We start from the raw sequence: 15,791 nt of genomic DNA on the forward strand, positions 1-15,791 counted from the left end.
CGCCGGGGCTGACCGCCGGGCGCGGGCTGCCGGGCGCGGGCCCTCCGCCGGGGCTCCGCCCCGGACCCTAAGGGTTGTCCCGCAATCCCCGCCGGGCGCCCGACGCCAGCTACGGCACCTCGCTGCGTTGTCGGGCTCATCCGAATACGCCCAGTATGAGGACGACCCTCCGCCTTGCGATGCACCGCATCTGACGCCGTGCGCTGACCCGCCGGGGATTACGGGACAGCCCTTAGCCCCACAACGTCACCGGGATCTCCTGCCAGCCGTACGCGATGAACGACGGCACCTGCTTCAGCTCGTCCGGCTTCACCGCGAGCCGCAGGTCCGGGAAGCGTTCGAACAGCGCGGGGAGCGCCGTCACCGCCTCCATCCTGGCCAGCGGGGCGCCGATGCACCGGTGCACCCCGATGCCGAACGCCAGATGGTCATCCGCGCCCCGCGCCGCGTCGAACCGAGTCGAGTCCGGTCCGTAGCGGGCCGGGTCGTACCCCGCCGCCGCGTACGTCGTGAGGATGGCGTCCCCCGCCGGGATCGTCACACCGTCCACCGTGACGTCGGTGACCGCGAACCGCAGCGGCAGGCTGGCGATGGACGGGTGGACGCGCAGCACCTCGTCGATCACCGCGTCCCAGCCGATCTCGCCGGAGCGCACCCGCACGAGCTGGTCGGGCTGCCGGAGCAGCGCGACCACCGCGTTGCCGATGAGGTTGACCGTGGTCTCGAAGCCCGCGCCGATCACCAGCAGCAGGGTGTACAGCAGTTCCTCGCCGCTCAGCCGGTCGCCGTCCTCGTCGCTGACCTTGATCAGCTCGGTGGTCATGTCGTCGCCGGGGTGCTCGCTCTTGTACGCGATGAGTCCGCCGAGCACACTGCCGATCTGCCGCTGCACGAACGCCGCGTGTTCCGGACTCGGGTCGGAGGTGTCCATGATCGCGGCAATCAGCGCGCCGGTGTCCTCCCGCATCCCGTCCGGGACGCCGAACAGCTCGCAGATCAGCCGCATGGGCAGCGGCTGCGCGTAACCGGCCCGCAGATCGACCGGCTCACCGGAGGTGCCCGCCTGCTCCAGGTCGTCGAGCAGACCCGCGGTGATCTCCTCCACCCGCGCCCGCATCCTCTGGGTGCGCCGGGCGGTGAAGCTGGGCGCGACGAGCCTGCGCAGCCGGGTGTGGTCGGGGCCGTACGCGGAGAGCATGTTGACCACGCCGACCCAGCCCAGGATCCAGCCCCAGGCAGGGTGTTCGCCGATCTCGGGGAAGAGCGACCAGTGCTTGCGCGGGTCCTTGCTGACGCGGGAGTCGAGGATCAGGGCCTTGAGGATGTCGTATCCGGTGGGCGCCCAGGCGGGGATGCCGCCGGGCAGCTCGACGGGCACCACGGGACCGAGAGCGCGCAGCCGGGCGCTCTCCGCGGCGATGTCGGCGCCGAACGGGTCGATGGCCACAGGGACGGACACGGTCATACTCGGCCTCCAGGCTGGTCGGGGGTGCGGGGCGTGAAGCGGACGGGCAGCGCCTTCAGCGAACGGTGGAAGGGCCCCGGGCGCCAGGTGAGCCGCTCGCGCGGGGTGACGGGCTCCAGGTCGGGGAGCCACTGGGTGAGCCGTTCGATGGCTTCGGTGGCGATCAGCAGGGTGTGCTGCTTGACCGGGCATGCGTGCTCGCCCGCCGACCACGACAGATGCGAGGCGTCGTGGGGGTGGTGGGCGCCGCCGAAGTCCTGGTCGGAGAAGTGCCCGAGCGCTCCGTAGGAGATGACGACGGGGATCGCGGCCTGGACCCAGACGCCGTGGAAGCTCAGGGACTCGCGGGCGAAGTGGATTCCGAAGTTCGACAGCGGGGTCTCGTACCGCAGCACCTCGACGACCGCGTCCATGACGGGACGCGAGCCGCTGGTGAGGGTGGAGTAGTAGGCCGGGTTGCCGAGGATGCGGGACAGCGCGTTGGAGACGAGGTTCGCGGTGGGCTCGTGGCCCGCGCCGAGGGTGAGGAAGACCTGCCAGGTCACCTCCTCGGGGGTGAGCGCCAGCGGGTGGTCCAGGAGCCGGCTGGTCAGGTCCTCACCGCGCCGCGCGCTCTTGGCCGCGATGAGTTCGAGGACGTAACGCCCGTACTCCGCCTCGCCCTGGGCCGACTCCTCGCCGCCCTCCATCACCCGGCCGAGCGCCTGGTCGAGCCGGCCGCTCTCGCTGTCGGGGAGACCGAAGAGGTTGTTGAAGATCAGCGCCATCAGCGGGCGCGCGAAGTCGGAGACGACATCCGCGCCGCCCCCGGGGCCGAACCGGGACACCAGGATGTCCACGGCCCGGTGCACCCGCTCGCGCAGATCGTGCGCCTCCACCAGGTCGAAGGCGTCGACGAGGGTGCGGCGGTAGCGGATGTGCGCGTCGCCGTCGGCGAAGAGCGTGTTGGGCCGCCAGCGCATCATGCCGAGGATCGGGGAGTCCTCGGCGACCGTGGCCTCCCAGGGCCGCGGGTCGTGCGACCAGGTCTGCGAGTCGTGCAGCAGATCGAGGGCGGCCCGGCGGTCGGTGACGACGTAGGCGGGGACCCCCGGGGCCAGTTCCGCCCAGCCGATCGGGCCCTGGGCCTTCAGCGTCGCGTAGTAGCCGTGGGGGTCGGCGGCGAAGCCCTCGTCCCAGAGCCGGACCGGGGCCGACAGGGAGAAGGCTGCTGCGGGGGCGGGAAAGCTGTTCACCAGGTCTCCGGGCTGTTGCGGGCGATCAGGTGCTGGACGAGGGCGAGCAGCGCGTCGATGGAGGCGTTGGTGTCGCGGGCGTCGCACGTCACCAGGGGTGTTGCGGGTTCCAGATCGAGGGCGCGGCGCAACTGCTCCTCGGTGTAGTGCTTCGAGTCGGGGAAGTGGTTGAGCGCGACCGCGTACGGCAGCCCCGACTCCTCCACCAGGCCGAGCACGTCGAAGGAGTCGTCGATACGGCGGGTGTCGACCAGCACGAGTGCGCCGAGGGCCCCGTGGGCGATGTCGTCCCAGAGCGAGCGGAAGCGTTCCTGTCCGGGGGTGCCGAAGAGATACAGCACGATCCCGCCGGTCAGCGAGATCCGTCCGAAGTCGATGGCGACGGTGGTCGTGGTCTTGTCACGTACGCCTGCGAGGTCGTCGAGGGGCGCGGACGCCTCGGTGAGCTGCTCCTCGGTGTGCAGCGGCCGGATCTCGGACACCGCGTCGATCAGGGTGGTCTTGCCGACCCCGAAGGGACCCGTCACCAGGATCTTCACCAGTTCGCGGGCGCTGTCGGGCAGATGCAGGCCGCCTGCCGGCGAGGCGGCGCTACAGCTTGAGGGCGCGGAGGCCATCGGCGACTCTCTTCAACAGGTCACGGTTGGGCTGGGTGGCGAAGGGAATCGGCGGGCGGGCGTTCACCAGTCCCTGGTCGATGAGAGCGGCGGCGAGCACGCGTACGGCGGAGACCGGCAGTTCCAGCAGGGCCGCCGTTTCCACCACGGTGAGCGAGCCTCCGCCGAGCGTCTGGAGCAAGGAGTACTGGGCCGCTGGGAGTTCGGCGGGCACGGGCGTGCTGCCGGTCAGGACCGAGAGGCGTTCGAGGCTGTTGCGGCTGGGCCGCGCGACTCCGCCGGTGGACAGATAGGCGGGGACGAGAGGACGGCCGCTCCGGCGGCCGGTCATGCCCCGGTGCCGCCATCGGCTCCGCGGGGCGCCGCGGCCATCGCCTTCTCGCCCAGCCGGGCCACCTGCGAGTGGACCCGGTGGCCGAGCAGGTCGAGGCGTACCTCGGGCCCGCCGAAGGCGGCCACACAGGTGCCGTGCGCGGTGGGCGCGACCAGGATGTAGCCGTGGTCGGACTCGATCACGACCTGGCGCAGGCGAGCGCCGTCCTGGTCGGCGAAGGCGGCGGCGGCGGTGCGGCACGCGCCCTGCACGGTGCTGGTGATCGCGGCGACGCGCTCGGCCGAGGCCCGCGACAGCGCGTCGGAGTACCCGGAGACGAGACCGTCCCTGGTGAGCAGGACGGCTGCGCGCACGTGCGGGATCTCCAGGATCGGATCGAGCACCCACGCCGTGTCGCCGGGTACGCGGCTGGTCATCGGGGGTCGTTCCCTTCGGCGTCGAATGCGTTGCGTGCGGCGGCTGTTCCGGCCTGGAGGGCGCCGAGTGCGGACGCGGCCTCCTCCGGCGAGCGCTCGGGCGGGCCCGGAAGCGCGGGGGCCATCCATGAGGCGTCCGCGGGCAGGTTCTCGGCCCGGACCCGGCGACGGCGGCGGGGGAGCGTGTCGCCGTCGGGCGCGGGCTCGTGGGTGATGGCGGCGCTGTCGCGCGGGGCGGGCACCATGGGGGCGGCGGGCGCGTGGTGGCCCTGCGCATAGGTCTCCTTGCGGGACTCCCAGTACGCCTGCGCCTCCTGCCGGGGCTCGGCGGGCATCTGGCGCGTGGACCTCGGCGCGCTGGCGGCGGGCGGTCGCTCGGCCGGGTCGATATGGCTGAGGAGGTGGTTCTTGACCAGCAGCACCGCACGTACGCCGCCGTAGGGCGAAGGCGTGGACAGGTCGACGGCGAGGTCGAACTGCCGGGTCAGCTGTCCGATCGCGGCCAGCCCCATCCGCGGCGGATCACCGAGGTCCGACAGCAGAATCGGATCGCGTCCGGCCACCATCCGCTGTGCGTGGGCCCGTTCGTCCGAGGCCATGCCGACACCGGCGTCGTCGATGGTGACGGAGACGCCGTGGTGGGCACGTTCGAGGTTCACGGAGACGGTGGTTTCGGGCGAGGAGTGCCGCAGTGCGTTGTCGAGGAGCTCCGCGACGATGATCGCGACCGGTTCGACGGCGTGCGAGACGAGCGCGGTGCCCTCGTCGAGGTGGTTGCTGATCTGGACGCGGTGGTAGCCGACGAGCCGTGACTGGCCGCCGGTCACCGCCTCCACGAGGTGCGACTCCTCACGGGCCAGGCCCACCCACGCCCCGCAGACCACCGCGGCGACCTGCGCGCGGCGCAGGGACTGCTCGTTCTCGTGGTCGAGGGCGAAGAGGATCTGGGCCAGCTCCGGGTCGTCGTAGCGCTGCTGGAGTCCGCGCAGCACGTCCTGGAGCCGGTAGAGCCCGGCCTGGATCTCACGGGTCACCCCGCGCATACCCGCGCGGGCGGCGGCGTCGACCCGTTTGCGCTCCTGTGCCATCGCGGTGACGAGTCCGCTCAGCACGTCGTCGAGCCCGGCGCCGAGCCCGGTGCCCGAGAGTTCGGGACGGAGTGCGCCCGGCACCTGGAGGTGCGGATGGGCGGCGCGGGTGGCCTCGGCGGGGATGCGTTTCTTCGCCAGATGGACGACCTCGGCGGTGAACGCCTCGGCCGCGCGGTCGACTTCCTGCCGCGCGACGTCCAGATGGGCCCGCAGGGTGGCGATCTCCGCACGCTGCCGGGCCCGTTCGCGCCGGGAACGCAGCAGTCCGCCCCCCAGAACGAAGGCCGACAGGGTCCCGGCGGCCAGGCCGCCGACGGCCAGGTCCGGTATCTCGATCATCGAATAGACCTCGGGGAAGGCAGTGTGTGGGTCAGCCCGGGGGACGGACCCGCACAGTACACACCGCCATCGACTGATCGCGCACCGTTTTGATGCAAGATCCTTTTTGAATTATCCGATGCCTGTCCGCTTCTGTCCGAAGTGTCTGAACGCTGGTCAGGACAGTGGCGGAGGTACGGCAATTACGGTCCAAGCGCGGCAATTACCTTCAGGCAACGGTCCGGACATGCCGCGGCCGCGGCGGCTCCCCCTCCGCGCCGCCGCGGCCGCACCCCGTCGTGTGAAGTCCGGATCAGCCCTTCGGCGGGACCGGGGAGTGGTTGTCGCCCTGGGTGGTGGCCCCGCCGCCTCCCGCGAGCTTCGGCGGCACCGGCGAGTGGTTGTCGCCCTGGGTGGTGACAGGCGGCTCCGTGGGGCTGCCCTCGGCGATGAGTCCGTTGACCGGCGGCGCCGGCGAGTGGTTGTCGCCCATCGTGGTGATGTCTTTCAGGTTCTTCTTGATCTCGCTCATGTTTCTGTCCCCCATTGGGTTGCCCGACTGAACTGAGTGGCCTTCTGCCCGGCGACTCCCCCGAGGGTTGCCGGACAGAAGGCCGGGGGACCGGCTCACCCCCCGCTGGGGTGTAGGTCCCGAGTCGATCCGCCTGCCCCCCGACGCGACGGATCGACTGCCTGGAGCATGTCGGACGAGCATAAACGTCTGATGAACGTCCTGGCAGGCGAGTTGTGCAGGCAACGGCCCTGCTCTTACGCCGCCGACAGAGGCGAGAGAAGCCCGCGCACTTCGGCCGCTTCTCCCGAACCGATCTGCTCGTGCAGCGAGAGCGCATCCCTCCAGCAGGCGCGTGCGCGGTCCGCCTGACCCAGGGCGGCCAGGGACTTCCCCAGCTCCGTCAGCACATTGGCCCGGATCCGGTCGCCGCCGATGCACCCGGTCGCGAGCGCCTGTTCGGCATGCTGTGCAGCGCGGGCCGGCCGGCCCGCGGAAAGGTGCACCTGGGCGATGCGGAAGTGGGTCGTCCCCTCCCACAGCCGCTGCCGGTTCTTGCCGAACATCTGAAGCGCCTCGGAGAGCTGGTCCAGCGCCTGCGTGTGCCGCCCCGCCTGGGCGAGCGAGATGCCCAGCGCGTAGCGGGCATTGGCCAGGCGCAGCGTGAGGCCGATGCGGTCGTATATGGCGAGCCCCTGCTGGGCAAGGTTGATGGCCTCGCTGGTGCGGCCCATGAAGAGGCTGAGCCGGGAGAGGTTGCACAGCGCGCTGGCCTCGCCCGGGGAATTGTCGTCCGCGCGGGAGCCCTCCATGGCCCGCAGCAGGTACTGCTCGGCCTCCTCGTATCGCCCCTGGTTGAGGGCGATGATGCCGCGGTCGTTGTTCGCCCAGTACAGGGGGGCCGGATCGTCGGCCGCGCTCGCAAGTCCCGCGGCCTGGTGGGCCTCTTCCTCGGCCTCGTTGTAGCGGCCCGCGACAAGATGCACATTGGTGAGGGTGGTGTGGACACGCCCCTCGGTTCGGGCGTCGCCGGCAGCCCGCGCCGCGTCGCGCGCGACCAGCGCCGCCGATTCGTACTGCTTGGAGTTGGCGCCCGACTCGGCCAGGTCCTTGGCGGCCCAGAGCAGGTCCACGGCCCGCCTCAGCCGGGTGCCGCCCGCCGACTGCCGGGCGCAGGCGAGTAAGCAGTTCGCCTCGGTGAACAGCCAGTCCAGCGCCTCCTGACGGTCCGTGAACGACAGACCGCTGTGCGCCGTGCGCGCCAGGTGACGCACCAGCCGGTCGCCCGGCCGCTCGATCGCGTACACGCCCGCCGTCGTCGCCAGATAGAAGTCGAGCAGCCGCGACAACGCCGACTCCCGCTCCGACGGCGGCTCCTCGTCCCGCTCCGCGCATGCACGCGCGTAGAGGCGTACGAGGTCGTGGTAGCGATACCTGCCCGGCGCGGCGGATTCCAGCAGGGAGGTGTCGACCAGGGCCTCCAGGAGGTCCTCGGTGTCCTGCTGCGGCAGGTCCAGTACGGCGGCGGCCGCGGCCAGCGAGATGTCGGGGCCGTCGGCGAGGCCGAGGAGCCGGAAGGCGCGGGCCTGGGTGCGCTCCAGCTGGCCGTAGCCCAGTTCGAAGGTGGCCTTCACCGCGAGGTCGCCCGCCTGGAGCTCGTCCAGTCGTCGGCGCTCGTCGGCGAGCTTCGCGGCGAGGACCGAGACGGTCCAGGTGCGGCGGGCCGCGAGCCGGGACGCGGCGATCCGGATCGCGAGCGGCAGGAAGCCGCACGCGGCGACCACGTCCAGTGCCGCCTCGCGCTCGGAGGTGACCCGCTCCTCACCCACGATTCGGGTGAAGAGCTGGAGTGCCTCCTCCGGGGACATCACATCCAGGTCGACCAGATGGGCACCGGCCAGGTCCACCATGCGCACCCGGCTGGTGACGAGCGCCGCGCAGCCCGCGGTGCCGGGCAGCAGGGGGCGGATCTGGGCCGCGTCACGGGCGTTGTCGAGGAGGACCAGGATGCGACGGCCGTCGAGCGTGGACCGGTACAGCGCGGCCCGCTCGTCCAGCGAGTCCGGAATGGCCGAGTCCGCGGTGCCGAGGGCACGCAGGAACGCGCCGAGCACGGTCTCCGGCTCGGCGGCCCGGTTTCCGGCGCCCTGGAGGTCGACGTAGAGCTGACCGTCGGGGAAGTGCGGGCGCGCCTCGTGCGCCACATGGACCGCGAGAGTCGTCTTGCCCACACCGCCGATGCCCGCGAGAGCCGAGACGGCCATGACCGAACCGTCGGCGGTGGCGAGCCGGCCGCTCAGATCCCGTACGAAGGCGGCTCGGCCGGTGAAGTCCGGCACCGTGGCGGGCAGTTGCGCGGGCCGGGTGACAAGCGGGGCGGGGGCGGGCTCGTCGCCGGGCCGGGCCAGCTCCTCGTCGGCCTGCAGAATGCGCTGCTGGAGCCGGGCCAGTTCGGGCCGTGGGTCGACGCCCAGCTCCTCGGCGAGCAGCCGGCGCGTGTCGGCGTACACGGCGAGGGCCTCCGCCTGCCGTCCGCTGCGGTAGAGCGCCAGCATCAGCAGCTCGCGCAGTCGCTCTCGCAGCGGGTGCGCGGCGGTCAGCGCGGTCAGCTCCGAGACCGCCTCTGCGTGCTGGCCGACTTCGAGGTCGAGGTCGAGCCGGGTCTCCAGGAGCTGGAGCCGCCATTCCTCCAGACGGGCCCGCTGGTTCTCGGCGTACGGACCCGGCACATTGGCCAGCGGTTCGCCGTCCCACAGCCCGAGCGACTTGTTGATGAGCGCCCGGGCCTGGGCGCGGTCCCCGGCGGCACGGGACTTCTCCGCCCCGGCGGCCAGCTCCTGGGCGATGGCGAGGTCGAGCGAGTCGTGCCTGACCCGTATGGCGTAGCCGCCCGACTCACTGACCAGCGCGTCCGCCGAGAGGATCTTGCGCAGGCGGGAGGCGTAGGTGCGAACGGCGGCGAGCGCCTGCGACGGCGGGTCCTCGCCCCAGATGGCGTCGATCAGTTCGGAGGCGGTCGCGGTACGCCCGTCGCGCAGTAACAGCGCGGCCAACAGGGCGCGCTGTTGCGGGGAACCGGACGGCAGGCTCTCCCCGCCGCGCCAGGCGCGGACCGGTCCGAGTACGCTGAAGCGCAGGTCAACGACGCCGCTGTGCGCCGGAGCGTGCTGCTCCGGTAAGCGTGGCCCGCTGTCACGGTCCATAGCTGACCCCTCCCCCGTACTGCCGGAATCGCCCTCGACAGTCTGCCCTGTTCGGGGCGGCCCCGTCAGCAGCGGGGCGCGTCCTCCTCGCCCCTGCCCGCGTCGGGCTCCTCGCTAACCCGGCCTGCGGAACCCGGGAGTGTGATCTCCGTCAGGGGCGGTACACCTCGCCCGGCTCGGCCTTCCCGGGAGCGAGGAGTTCGGGCACGGTGACGAACGTGTAGCCGCGCCTCTTGAGCTCGTCGATGATTGCGGGGACTGCGGGCACGGTGCCCTCGTATATGTCGTGCAGGAGGATGATGCCGTCCCGCCCGGCCTGGTCGAGTATCCGCTTCTCGATGAGGGCGGAGTCGGTGGTGGAGTAGTCCTTGGCGGTGGCGCTCCACAGGATCTGGGCGAGGCCGAGTTCCCTGCTCACCCTGGTCACGTCCTCGTTGATCCGGCCCTGCGGCGGGCGCATCAGGGTGGGCCGGTGGCCGGTGATCTTCGCGATGGCGTCCTGGGTGCGGGAGAGCTCCTCGCGTATGTCCTCGGTGCCGAGTTCGTCGAGGCGGCGGTGCGACCAGGTGTGGTTGGCCACCTCGTGGCCCTCGGCGGCGATACGGCGCACAAGGCCGGGGTGCTTGAGCACGTGATTCCTGCCCAGCAGGAAGAAGGTCGCGTGGACCTTCTTCTCCTTGAGGGTGTCCAGCAGTCGGGGCGTGTCCTCGCCGGGCCCGGCGTCGAAGGTCAGGGCGATGCACTTGGCCCTGGTGCAGTCGGTGTGCGTGGCGGAGAGCGAGAGCGGCTTGCCCTCGGATGCGGCTTTCTCGCGGGCGGCGGCGGGTGACGTGCTGTCCGCGGAGCAGCCACCGAGCGCCAGCGCGAGCGCGGTCACGGCGACCGCGAGGGCGTTGACCTTGGACTTCTTCTTGTTTTCGGGCATGCCGAATATCCCCCTCGATGAGCTGGGTGGTGCGGCTCGACTATACACACTGTGTATACATGGGGTGTATAGTGACCCTTGGGGATCCGGTCCCGACTGCCCGCTAGCTGACGAACCGTCAGATCAGCGCTACGGTGGAGGACATGGAGACCTTCCCGAAGATCATCTCGGTGGACGACCACACGGTGGAGCCCCCCAACGTCTGGCGGGACCGGCTCCCGTCGAAGTACCAGGACAGCGGCCCGCGCATCGTCCGGGCGCCGCTGAAGGAAATGACCTTCCTCGGCGGCAGGTTCGCCCCCGTGATGGGAGCGCAGGGGGACGACGGGCCGGTCGGCGACTGGTGGGTGTACGAGGATCTGCACCGGCCGCTGACCCGGCTCGACACGGCGGTCGGCTACGACCGCGACGAGATCAAGCTCGAAGTCATCACCTACGAACAGATGCGGCCGGGCTCCTTCTCCGTCCCGGAGCGCCTGGCCGACATGGACGTCAACCACGTCCAGTCGGCTCTCTGCTTCCCGACCTTCCCGCGCTTCTGCGGCCAGACCTTCACCGAGGCGAAGGACCGCGAGCTCGGACTGCTGGGCGTGCGGGCGTACAACGACTGGATGGTGGAGGAGTGGTGCGGTCCCGAGGCGCACGGCCGCCTCGTCCCGCTCACGCTGATCCCCCTCTGGGACGCGGAGCTCGCCGCGGCCGAGGTCCGGCGCAACGCGGCGCGGGGCATCCGCGCGGTCGCCTTCTCCGAGATACCCCCGCACCTGGGCCTGCCGTCGGTCCACACCGACGACTGGGACCCCTTTCTGCGGGCCTGCGACGAGACCGGCACGGTCATCGCGATGCACATCGGCTCGTCCTCGAAGATGCCCTCGACCTCACCGGACGCCCCGCCGGCGGTGGGCTCGACGATCACCTTCGCCAACTGCTGTTTCTCCATGGTCGACTGGCTGATGAGCGGCAAGTTCGAGCGTTTCCCCGGCCTGAAGATCATGTACGCGGAAGGTCAGATCGGCTGGATCCCGTACATCCTGGAGCGCGCGGACGTGGTCTGGGAGGAGAACCGCGGCTGGGGCGGAGTCGCGGACAAGGTGCACCGGCCGCCGTCGGAGCTCTTCGCCGAGCATGTCTACGGCTGCTTCTTCGACGACGCGTTCGGCCTGAAGAACCTGGACGCGATCGGGGTGGGGAACGTCCTGTACGAGACGGACTACCCGCACTCGGACTCGACCTGGCCGAAGTCCAAGGAGGTCGGGGAGTCCCAGATGGGCCACCTGGCGCCGGACGTGGTGGACCGCATCGTGCGGGGCAACGCGATCGATCTGCTGGGCCTGACGGCCGAGGGGCTGTGGGCCGGGCCCTGAGGTGAGGGGCGGGTCGTGAGGTGAGGGGCGGCGCCGGCTTCGGGCCGGCGCCCGTGCGGCCTGGTGGTGACCTGGCCGGGGAGGGAGGGGCCCTGTCCGGGCAGGCTCTGATGGCCGCGGGTTCGGCGGACGTGGTGGCGAAGGCCGCCACGGTGTACGCCCCGCCCGGCTGAGGCCGCCCGGACCGCCCCGACCGGCCGATGTCAGTGCCGCGGTGTTCAATCGAAGGCATGTCCATCAGACGCGAGCGTGCCCATGCCGACTCCTTCCCGCACGAGCCCCCTGCCGCCGGCGAGGAGCGCGTCGTCCGGGGCGAGGACTGGTACGGCAGGGATCTGTCGGGGCAGCGCTTCGCCCGCCACACGTTCTACGACACCGACTGGACGGAGGTCGTCGACGACGGCGGCGTCTTCGACGAGTGCACCTTCTCGGGGGTCAAGTTCAACGCCTCCCGGCACACCAGTGCGGCGTTCACCAACTGCACCTTCAAGCGGTGCTCGTTCTTCGACACCCGCTTCGATCAGTGCAAGGCCGTCGGCAGCCTCTTCCAGCAGTGCACCTTCGGCGCGTTCGTGGTGAGCGGCGGGGACTGGTCGTACACCGGGCTGCCGGGCGCTGATCTGCGCAAGGCGGTCTTCGACGGTGTGCGGATGCGGGAGGCCGATCTCACCGCAGCCCGGCTGGAGGAGGCGACCGTCACGGGCGTGGATCTGTCCGGGGCGATGCTGCACGGGTCCAAGCTCGTGCGCGCCGATCTGCGGGGCAGCGATCTGTCCTCGCTCGACCCGCTGACCGTCGAGCTCGCGGGGGCGAAGATCGATCCGGGGCAGGCCGCCGTCATCGCGAGCGCGCTCGGATTCGAGGTGAGCTGAGGCCGGTTGGCCCCGCACCCCTCTTGTCTGATGCATCGTCAGGTACGACGATGGGCCCCGTCCAGCTAGTTGACGGAGCGTCAGATACAGGTGGAGGAGGCGGCGCGGTGCAGGTACTGCCCCAGGGGCGGCTGTCGTACGGCATGCAGCTCCCGATCCAGTCGCAGAGCACCATCTACGCAGAACCGTGGGAGGCCGGCGCGGGCGCGGGTGAGCTCGCCGAGATCGCGCGCGCCGCCGACCGGGCCGGCTTCGCGTATCTCGCGAGCTGTGACCATGTCGCCATCCCCCGGCGGCTCGCCGCCGCCATGTCCACCGTCTGGTACGACCCCGTCGCCACCCTCTCCTTCCTCGCCGGGATCACCGAGCACGTCCTGCTGCTCAGCCATGTCGCCGTCGTCGGACTGCGCCACCCTCTGGTGAGCGCCAAGCAGTACGCGACCCTGGACCATCTCTCCGGCGGGCGGCTCGTGCTCGGCGTGGGGGCCGGTCATGTCCAGGAGGAGTTCGACGTGCTCGGCGTGGACTTCGGCCTGCGCGGGCCCGTGCTCGACGAGACCATCGACGCGCTCAGGGCGGCGCTCGGCCAGGAGGAGTACCCCGAATTCAACGGGGAGCGGTTCTCCTTCAGCGGCCTCGGGCAGAAGCCCAGGCCCGTCCAGCGGCAGGTCCCGCTCTGGGTGGGCGGTTCCTCGCCCGCCGCCGTGCGCCGGGCCGCGCTGCGCGGCGACGGCTGGCTGCCCCAGGGCGACCCGCGCGACCGGCTCCCCGCGCAGATCGCCACCCTGAAGCGACTGCGGACCGATGCGGGGATCGAGGACCCCATCGAGATCGGGGCCATCACCGAGCCCCTGTATGTGGGCGAGCCCGGCTGGCAGGCCGGACGCCGGACGCTGACCGGCAAGCCCGATGTCCTCGCCGAATCGCTGCGTGCCTATGCCGCGATGGGTGTGCACCAGATCCAGGTGCGGTTCCGTAGCCGGAGCTGCACCGAACTGACCGACCAGATAGCGGCGTTCGGCGCCGAAGTGGCCCCGCACCTGAACTGAGGAGAGTGGCATGGGAAAGCTCGACGGACGCGTCGTCCTCATCACCGGCGCGGCACGCGGACAGGGCGAGCAGGAGGCCCGGCTCTTCGCGGCGGAGGGTGCGAAGGTGGTGCTGGCCGATGTGCTCGACGACCTGGGCGAGGCCCTCGCCAAGGACCTGGGCGAGGGCAGGGCCGCGTACGTCCATCTGGATGTGAGCCAGGAGCCGGACTGGGTGGCCGCCGTCGCCGAGGCCAAGGACGCCTTCGGGAAGATCGACGGTCTCGTCAACAACGCCGGAATCCTCCGCTTCAACGAACTGGTCTCCACGCCGCTGGAGGAGTTCCAGCTGATCACCCAGGTCAACCAGGTCGGCGCGTTCCTCGGCATCCGCAACGTCGCGCCCGAGATCGAGGCGGCAGGCGGCGGGACGATCGTCAACACCGCCTCGTACACGGCTCTCACGGGCATGGCGGGTGTGGGCGCGTACGCCGCGACCAAGCACGCGATCCTCGGGCTGACCCGGGTCGCGGCGCTGGAGCTGGCCGCGAAGAAGATCCGGGTCAACGCGATCTGCCCGGGGGCGGTGGACACCCCGATGAGCAATCCGGGCGGCGTGGACCCGGAGGCCATGTCCGAGCTCTACAAGAAGCTGGTGCCGCTGGGCCGGGTCGGGCAGCCGGAGGAGGTGGCGCGGCTGGCGCTCTTCCTCAGCGGCGAGGAGTCCTCGTACATCACCGGGCAGCCGTTCGTCATCGACGGCGGCTGGCTGGCCGGGGTGAGCCTCTTCTGACCGGCCCCCCTGCGGTCGGGCCACGCGGGGTCCGGCCTCTTCCGACCCGGCCTCCTGGGGTCCGGCCTTTTCCGACCCGGCCTCTCCCCGGGCCGCTGCCGCCGCTGCGGCGGCCAGCCTTTCTGACTGAACATCAGGTATTGACGCCTCGCGCGGGCGGTGGAACAGTCGAGCACATCCAGATCTGACGGTTCGTCAGAAACGGTTCGTCAGAGACTTAGGACGGTGAACCCCCATGGAATTCGGGCTCTTTGTACAGGGATACGTCGGCAAACGCGCCGAGACCGACCCGCTCGCCGAGCACAAGGCGCTGATGGAGGAGACCGAGTACGTCATCCAGGCGGACCGCTCCGGCTTCAAGTACGCCTGGGCCTCCGAGCACCACTTCCTGGAGGAGTACTCCCACCTCTCGGCCAACGACGTCTTCCTCGGCTACCTCGCGCACGCGACGGACCGGATCCATCTGGGCTCGGGCATCTTCAACCCGCTGGCACCCGTCAACCACCCCGTGAAGGTCGCCGAGAAGGTCGCCATGCTCGACCATCTCTCCGAGGGCCGCTTCGAGTTCGGGTCCGGGCGCGGGGCGGGCTCGCACGAGATCCTGGGGTTCATCCCGGGCGTCACCGACATGAACTACACCAAGGAACTCTGGGAGGAGACCATCGCCGAGTTCCCCAAGATGTGGCTCCAGGACGAGTACGTCGGCTTCCAGGGCAAGCACTGGTCACTGCCGCCGCGCAAGATTCTGCCGAAGCCGTACGGGAAGTCCCACCCGGCGATGTGGTACGCGGCCGGGTCCCCGCCGTCGTACTCCATGGCGGCGAAGAAGGGCCTGGGCGTGCTGGGCTTCAGCGTGCAGAAGGTCTCCGACATGGAGTGGGTCCTGGAGCAGTACAAGACCGCCATCCTGGAGGCCGAGCCCGTCGGCGACTTCGTCAACGACAACGTGATGGTGACGTCCACCGCGGTCTGCGCGCCGACGCACGAGGAAGCGGTCCGCATCGCGGCGGGCGGCGGACTGCACTATCTGCAGTCGCTCGTCTTCCGCTACCACGACACCTTCCCGCGGCCCGAGGGCTTCCCGGTATGGCCGGAGACCCTGCCCGAGTTCAACGAGGAGATCATCGAGCTGCTCATCGCGGAGGAGCTTCTGATCTGCGGCGACCCGGACGAGGTCCTGACCCAGTGCAAGAGGTGGGAGCAGGCGGGGGCGGACCAGCTGTCGTTCGGGCTTCCGATCGGGATCTCGCGTGAGGACACGCTGCAATCGATCCGCCTGATCGGTGAACACGTGGTCCCGAAGATCGACACGGACCCGGTCCACCGCACGACCCGCGCGCGCCAGTCCGCGGGATCGTAGACCGGCGCCACCAGCCTCGCGGGCGTCCGAGGCGCGGTCGTGGTGAGCCCAGGGCCCGGACCTGGCACAACCACCCCGCCGGCGCTTGAGGCGCAGGCGTCCGCGGCGGAGCCCCGGGGGAAACCGGGGACACCCCGGCCACAGAACGGCGGCGGCTTCCCGGACCGCCGTCCCCAGGCTCCGGCCGGGGCGCACGCACGGCAGCGGCCTGCCACGCGCACCCCCGGCCGGAGCCATGAACTGTCAGCGCGCAGAAGGG

14 protein-coding genes are annotated in these 15,791 nt (G+C 70.9%); 5 read left to right on the plus strand and 9 right to left on the minus strand.

Annotated features, from left to right (window positions below; genetic code table 11):
- Window positions 1–232 precede the first annotated feature (232 nt).
- The 9 genes from OG293_RS20130 to OG293_RS20170 all read right to left on the minus strand — a co-directional run bounded on the left by OG293_RS20130 (window position 233) and on the right by OG293_RS20170 (window position 10,115).
- Complete coding sequence (locus OG293_RS20130; RefSeq protein ID WP_406000166.1) at window positions 233–1,465, minus strand: cytochrome P450; 1,233 nt, start codon at window positions 1,463–1,465, stop codon at window positions 233–235.
- Window positions 1,462–2,700: a cytochrome P450 gene (locus OG293_RS20135; RefSeq protein WP_406000167.1), complete on the minus strand. Its 1,239-nt coding sequence runs from the start codon at window positions 2,698–2,700 to the stop codon at window positions 1,462–1,464. Before OG293_RS20135 ends, OG293_RS20130 begins: the two co-directional genes overlap by 4 nt.
- On the minus strand, window positions 2,697–3,317 hold the full coding sequence (locus OG293_RS20140) for a GTP-binding protein (RefSeq protein ID WP_406000168.1): 621 nt from the start codon (window positions 3,315–3,317) through the stop codon (window positions 2,697–2,699). The genes OG293_RS20135 and OG293_RS20140 overlap by 4 nt, the downstream gene beginning before the upstream one ends.
- Window positions 3,292–3,648: a DUF742 domain-containing protein gene (locus OG293_RS20145; protein ID WP_406000169.1), complete on the minus strand. Its 357-nt coding sequence runs from the start codon at window positions 3,646–3,648 to the stop codon at window positions 3,292–3,294. Before OG293_RS20145 ends, OG293_RS20140 begins: the two co-directional genes overlap by 26 nt.
- On the minus strand, window positions 3,645–4,067 hold the full coding sequence (locus OG293_RS20150; RefSeq protein ID WP_406000170.1) for a roadblock/LC7 domain-containing protein: 423 nt from the start codon (window positions 4,065–4,067) through the stop codon (window positions 3,645–3,647). Before OG293_RS20150 ends, OG293_RS20145 begins: the two co-directional genes overlap by 4 nt.
- Window positions 4,064–5,497: a sensor histidine kinase gene (locus OG293_RS20155; RefSeq protein ID WP_406000171.1), complete on the minus strand. Its 1,434-nt coding sequence runs from the start codon at window positions 5,495–5,497 to the stop codon at window positions 4,064–4,066. Before OG293_RS20155 ends, OG293_RS20150 begins: the two co-directional genes overlap by 4 nt.
- 292 nt (window positions 5,498–5,789) lie before the next feature.
- Window positions 5,790–6,008, minus strand: a complete 219-nt coding sequence (locus tag OG293_RS20160) for a sigma-like protein (RefSeq protein WP_406000172.1) — start codon at window positions 6,006–6,008, stop codon at window positions 5,790–5,792.
- Window positions 6,009–6,244: 236 nt separating this feature from the next.
- On the minus strand, window positions 6,245–9,190 hold the full coding sequence (locus tag OG293_RS20165) for an AfsR/SARP family transcriptional regulator (protein WP_406000173.1): 2,946 nt from the start codon (window positions 9,188–9,190) through the stop codon (window positions 6,245–6,247).
- Between the two features lie 151 nt (window positions 9,191–9,341).
- Window positions 9,342–10,115, minus strand: coding sequence for a polysaccharide deacetylase family protein (locus OG293_RS20170; RefSeq protein ID WP_406000174.1), 774 nt, complete (start codon window positions 10,113–10,115; stop codon window positions 9,342–9,344).
- Window positions 10,116–10,258: 143 nt separating this feature from the next.
- Between OG293_RS20170 and OG293_RS20175 the strand changes: the two genes are divergently transcribed.
- The 5 genes from OG293_RS20175 to OG293_RS20195 all read left to right on the plus strand — a co-directional run bounded on the left by OG293_RS20175 (window position 10,259) and on the right by OG293_RS20195 (window position 15,532).
- Window positions 10,259–11,479 carry an amidohydrolase family protein gene (locus OG293_RS20175; RefSeq protein WP_406000175.1) on the plus strand — a complete coding sequence of 407 codons (1,221 nt, stop codon included), beginning with the start codon at window positions 10,259–10,261 and terminating at the stop codon, window positions 11,477–11,479.
- 230 nt (window positions 11,480–11,709) lie between these two features.
- Window positions 11,710–12,351: a pentapeptide repeat-containing protein gene (locus OG293_RS20180; protein ID WP_406000176.1), complete on the plus strand. Its 642-nt coding sequence runs from the start codon at window positions 11,710–11,712 to the stop codon at window positions 12,349–12,351.
- Window positions 12,352–12,494: 143 nt separating this feature from the next.
- Window positions 12,495–13,400, plus strand: a complete 906-nt coding sequence (locus OG293_RS20185; RefSeq protein WP_406003653.1) for an LLM class F420-dependent oxidoreductase — start codon at window positions 12,495–12,497, stop codon at window positions 13,398–13,400.
- A 10-nt stretch (window positions 13,401–13,410) separates the two neighbouring features.
- On the plus strand, window positions 13,411–14,172 hold the full coding sequence (locus OG293_RS20190; RefSeq protein ID WP_406000177.1) for an SDR family NAD(P)-dependent oxidoreductase: 762 nt from the start codon (window positions 13,411–13,413) through the stop codon (window positions 14,170–14,172).
- 235 nt (window positions 14,173–14,407) lie between these two features.
- Entirely contained in the window at window positions 14,408–15,532 is a 1,125-nt protein-coding gene (locus OG293_RS20195) for an LLM class flavin-dependent oxidoreductase (RefSeq protein WP_406000178.1), read from the plus strand.
- Window positions 15,533–15,791: the final 259 nt, after the last annotated feature.

This window comes from Streptomyces sp. NBC_00829 (assembly GCF_045161795.1).
Lineage (GTDB): Bacteria > Actinomycetota > Actinomycetes > Streptomycetales > Streptomycetaceae > Streptomyces.

What these genes read in the sequence shown, in the direction of transcription:
- OG293_RS20130 (WP_406000166.1), bottom strand. Translation starts at nt 1,465, where the DNA reads ATGACCGTGTCCGTCCCTGTGGCCATCGACCCGTTCGGCGCCGACATC.
- OG293_RS20140 (WP_406000168.1), bottom strand. Translation starts at nt 3,317, where the DNA reads ATGGCCTCCGCGCCCTCAAGCTGTAGCGCCGCCTCGCCGGCAGGCGGC.
- OG293_RS20145 (WP_406000169.1), bottom strand. Translation starts at nt 3,648, where the DNA reads ATGACCGGCCGCCGGAGCGGCCGTCCTCTCGTCCCCGCCTATCTGTCC.
- OG293_RS20150 (WP_406000170.1), bottom strand. Translation starts at nt 4,067, where the DNA reads ATGACCAGCCGCGTACCCGGCGACACGGCGTGGGTGCTCGATCCGATC.
- OG293_RS20155 (WP_406000171.1), bottom strand. Translation starts at nt 5,497, where the DNA reads ATGATCGAGATACCGGACCTGGCCGTCGGCGGCCTGGCCGCCGGGACC.
- OG293_RS20160 (WP_406000172.1), bottom strand. Translation starts at nt 6,008, where the DNA reads ATGAGCGAGATCAAGAAGAACCTGAAAGACATCACCACGATGGGCGAC.
- OG293_RS20165 (WP_406000173.1), bottom strand. Translation starts at nt 9,190, where the DNA reads ATGGACCGTGACAGCGGGCCACGCTTACCGGAGCAGCACGCTCCGGCG.
- OG293_RS20170 (WP_406000174.1), bottom strand. Translation starts at nt 10,115, where the DNA reads ATGCCCGAAAACAAGAAGAAGTCCAAGGTCAACGCCCTCGCGGTCGCC.
- OG293_RS20175 (WP_406000175.1), top strand. Translation starts at nt 10,259, where the DNA reads ATGGAGACCTTCCCGAAGATCATCTCGGTGGACGACCACACGGTGGAG.
- OG293_RS20180 (WP_406000176.1), top strand. Translation starts at nt 11,710, where the DNA reads ATGTCCATCAGACGCGAGCGTGCCCATGCCGACTCCTTCCCGCACGAG.
- OG293_RS20185 (WP_406003653.1), top strand. Translation starts at nt 12,495, where the DNA reads ATGCAGCTCCCGATCCAGTCGCAGAGCACCATCTACGCAGAACCGTGG.
- OG293_RS20190 (WP_406000177.1), top strand. Translation starts at nt 13,411, where the DNA reads ATGGGAAAGCTCGACGGACGCGTCGTCCTCATCACCGGCGCGGCACGC.
- OG293_RS20195 (WP_406000178.1), top strand. Translation starts at nt 14,408, where the DNA reads ATGGAATTCGGGCTCTTTGTACAGGGATACGTCGGCAAACGCGCCGAG.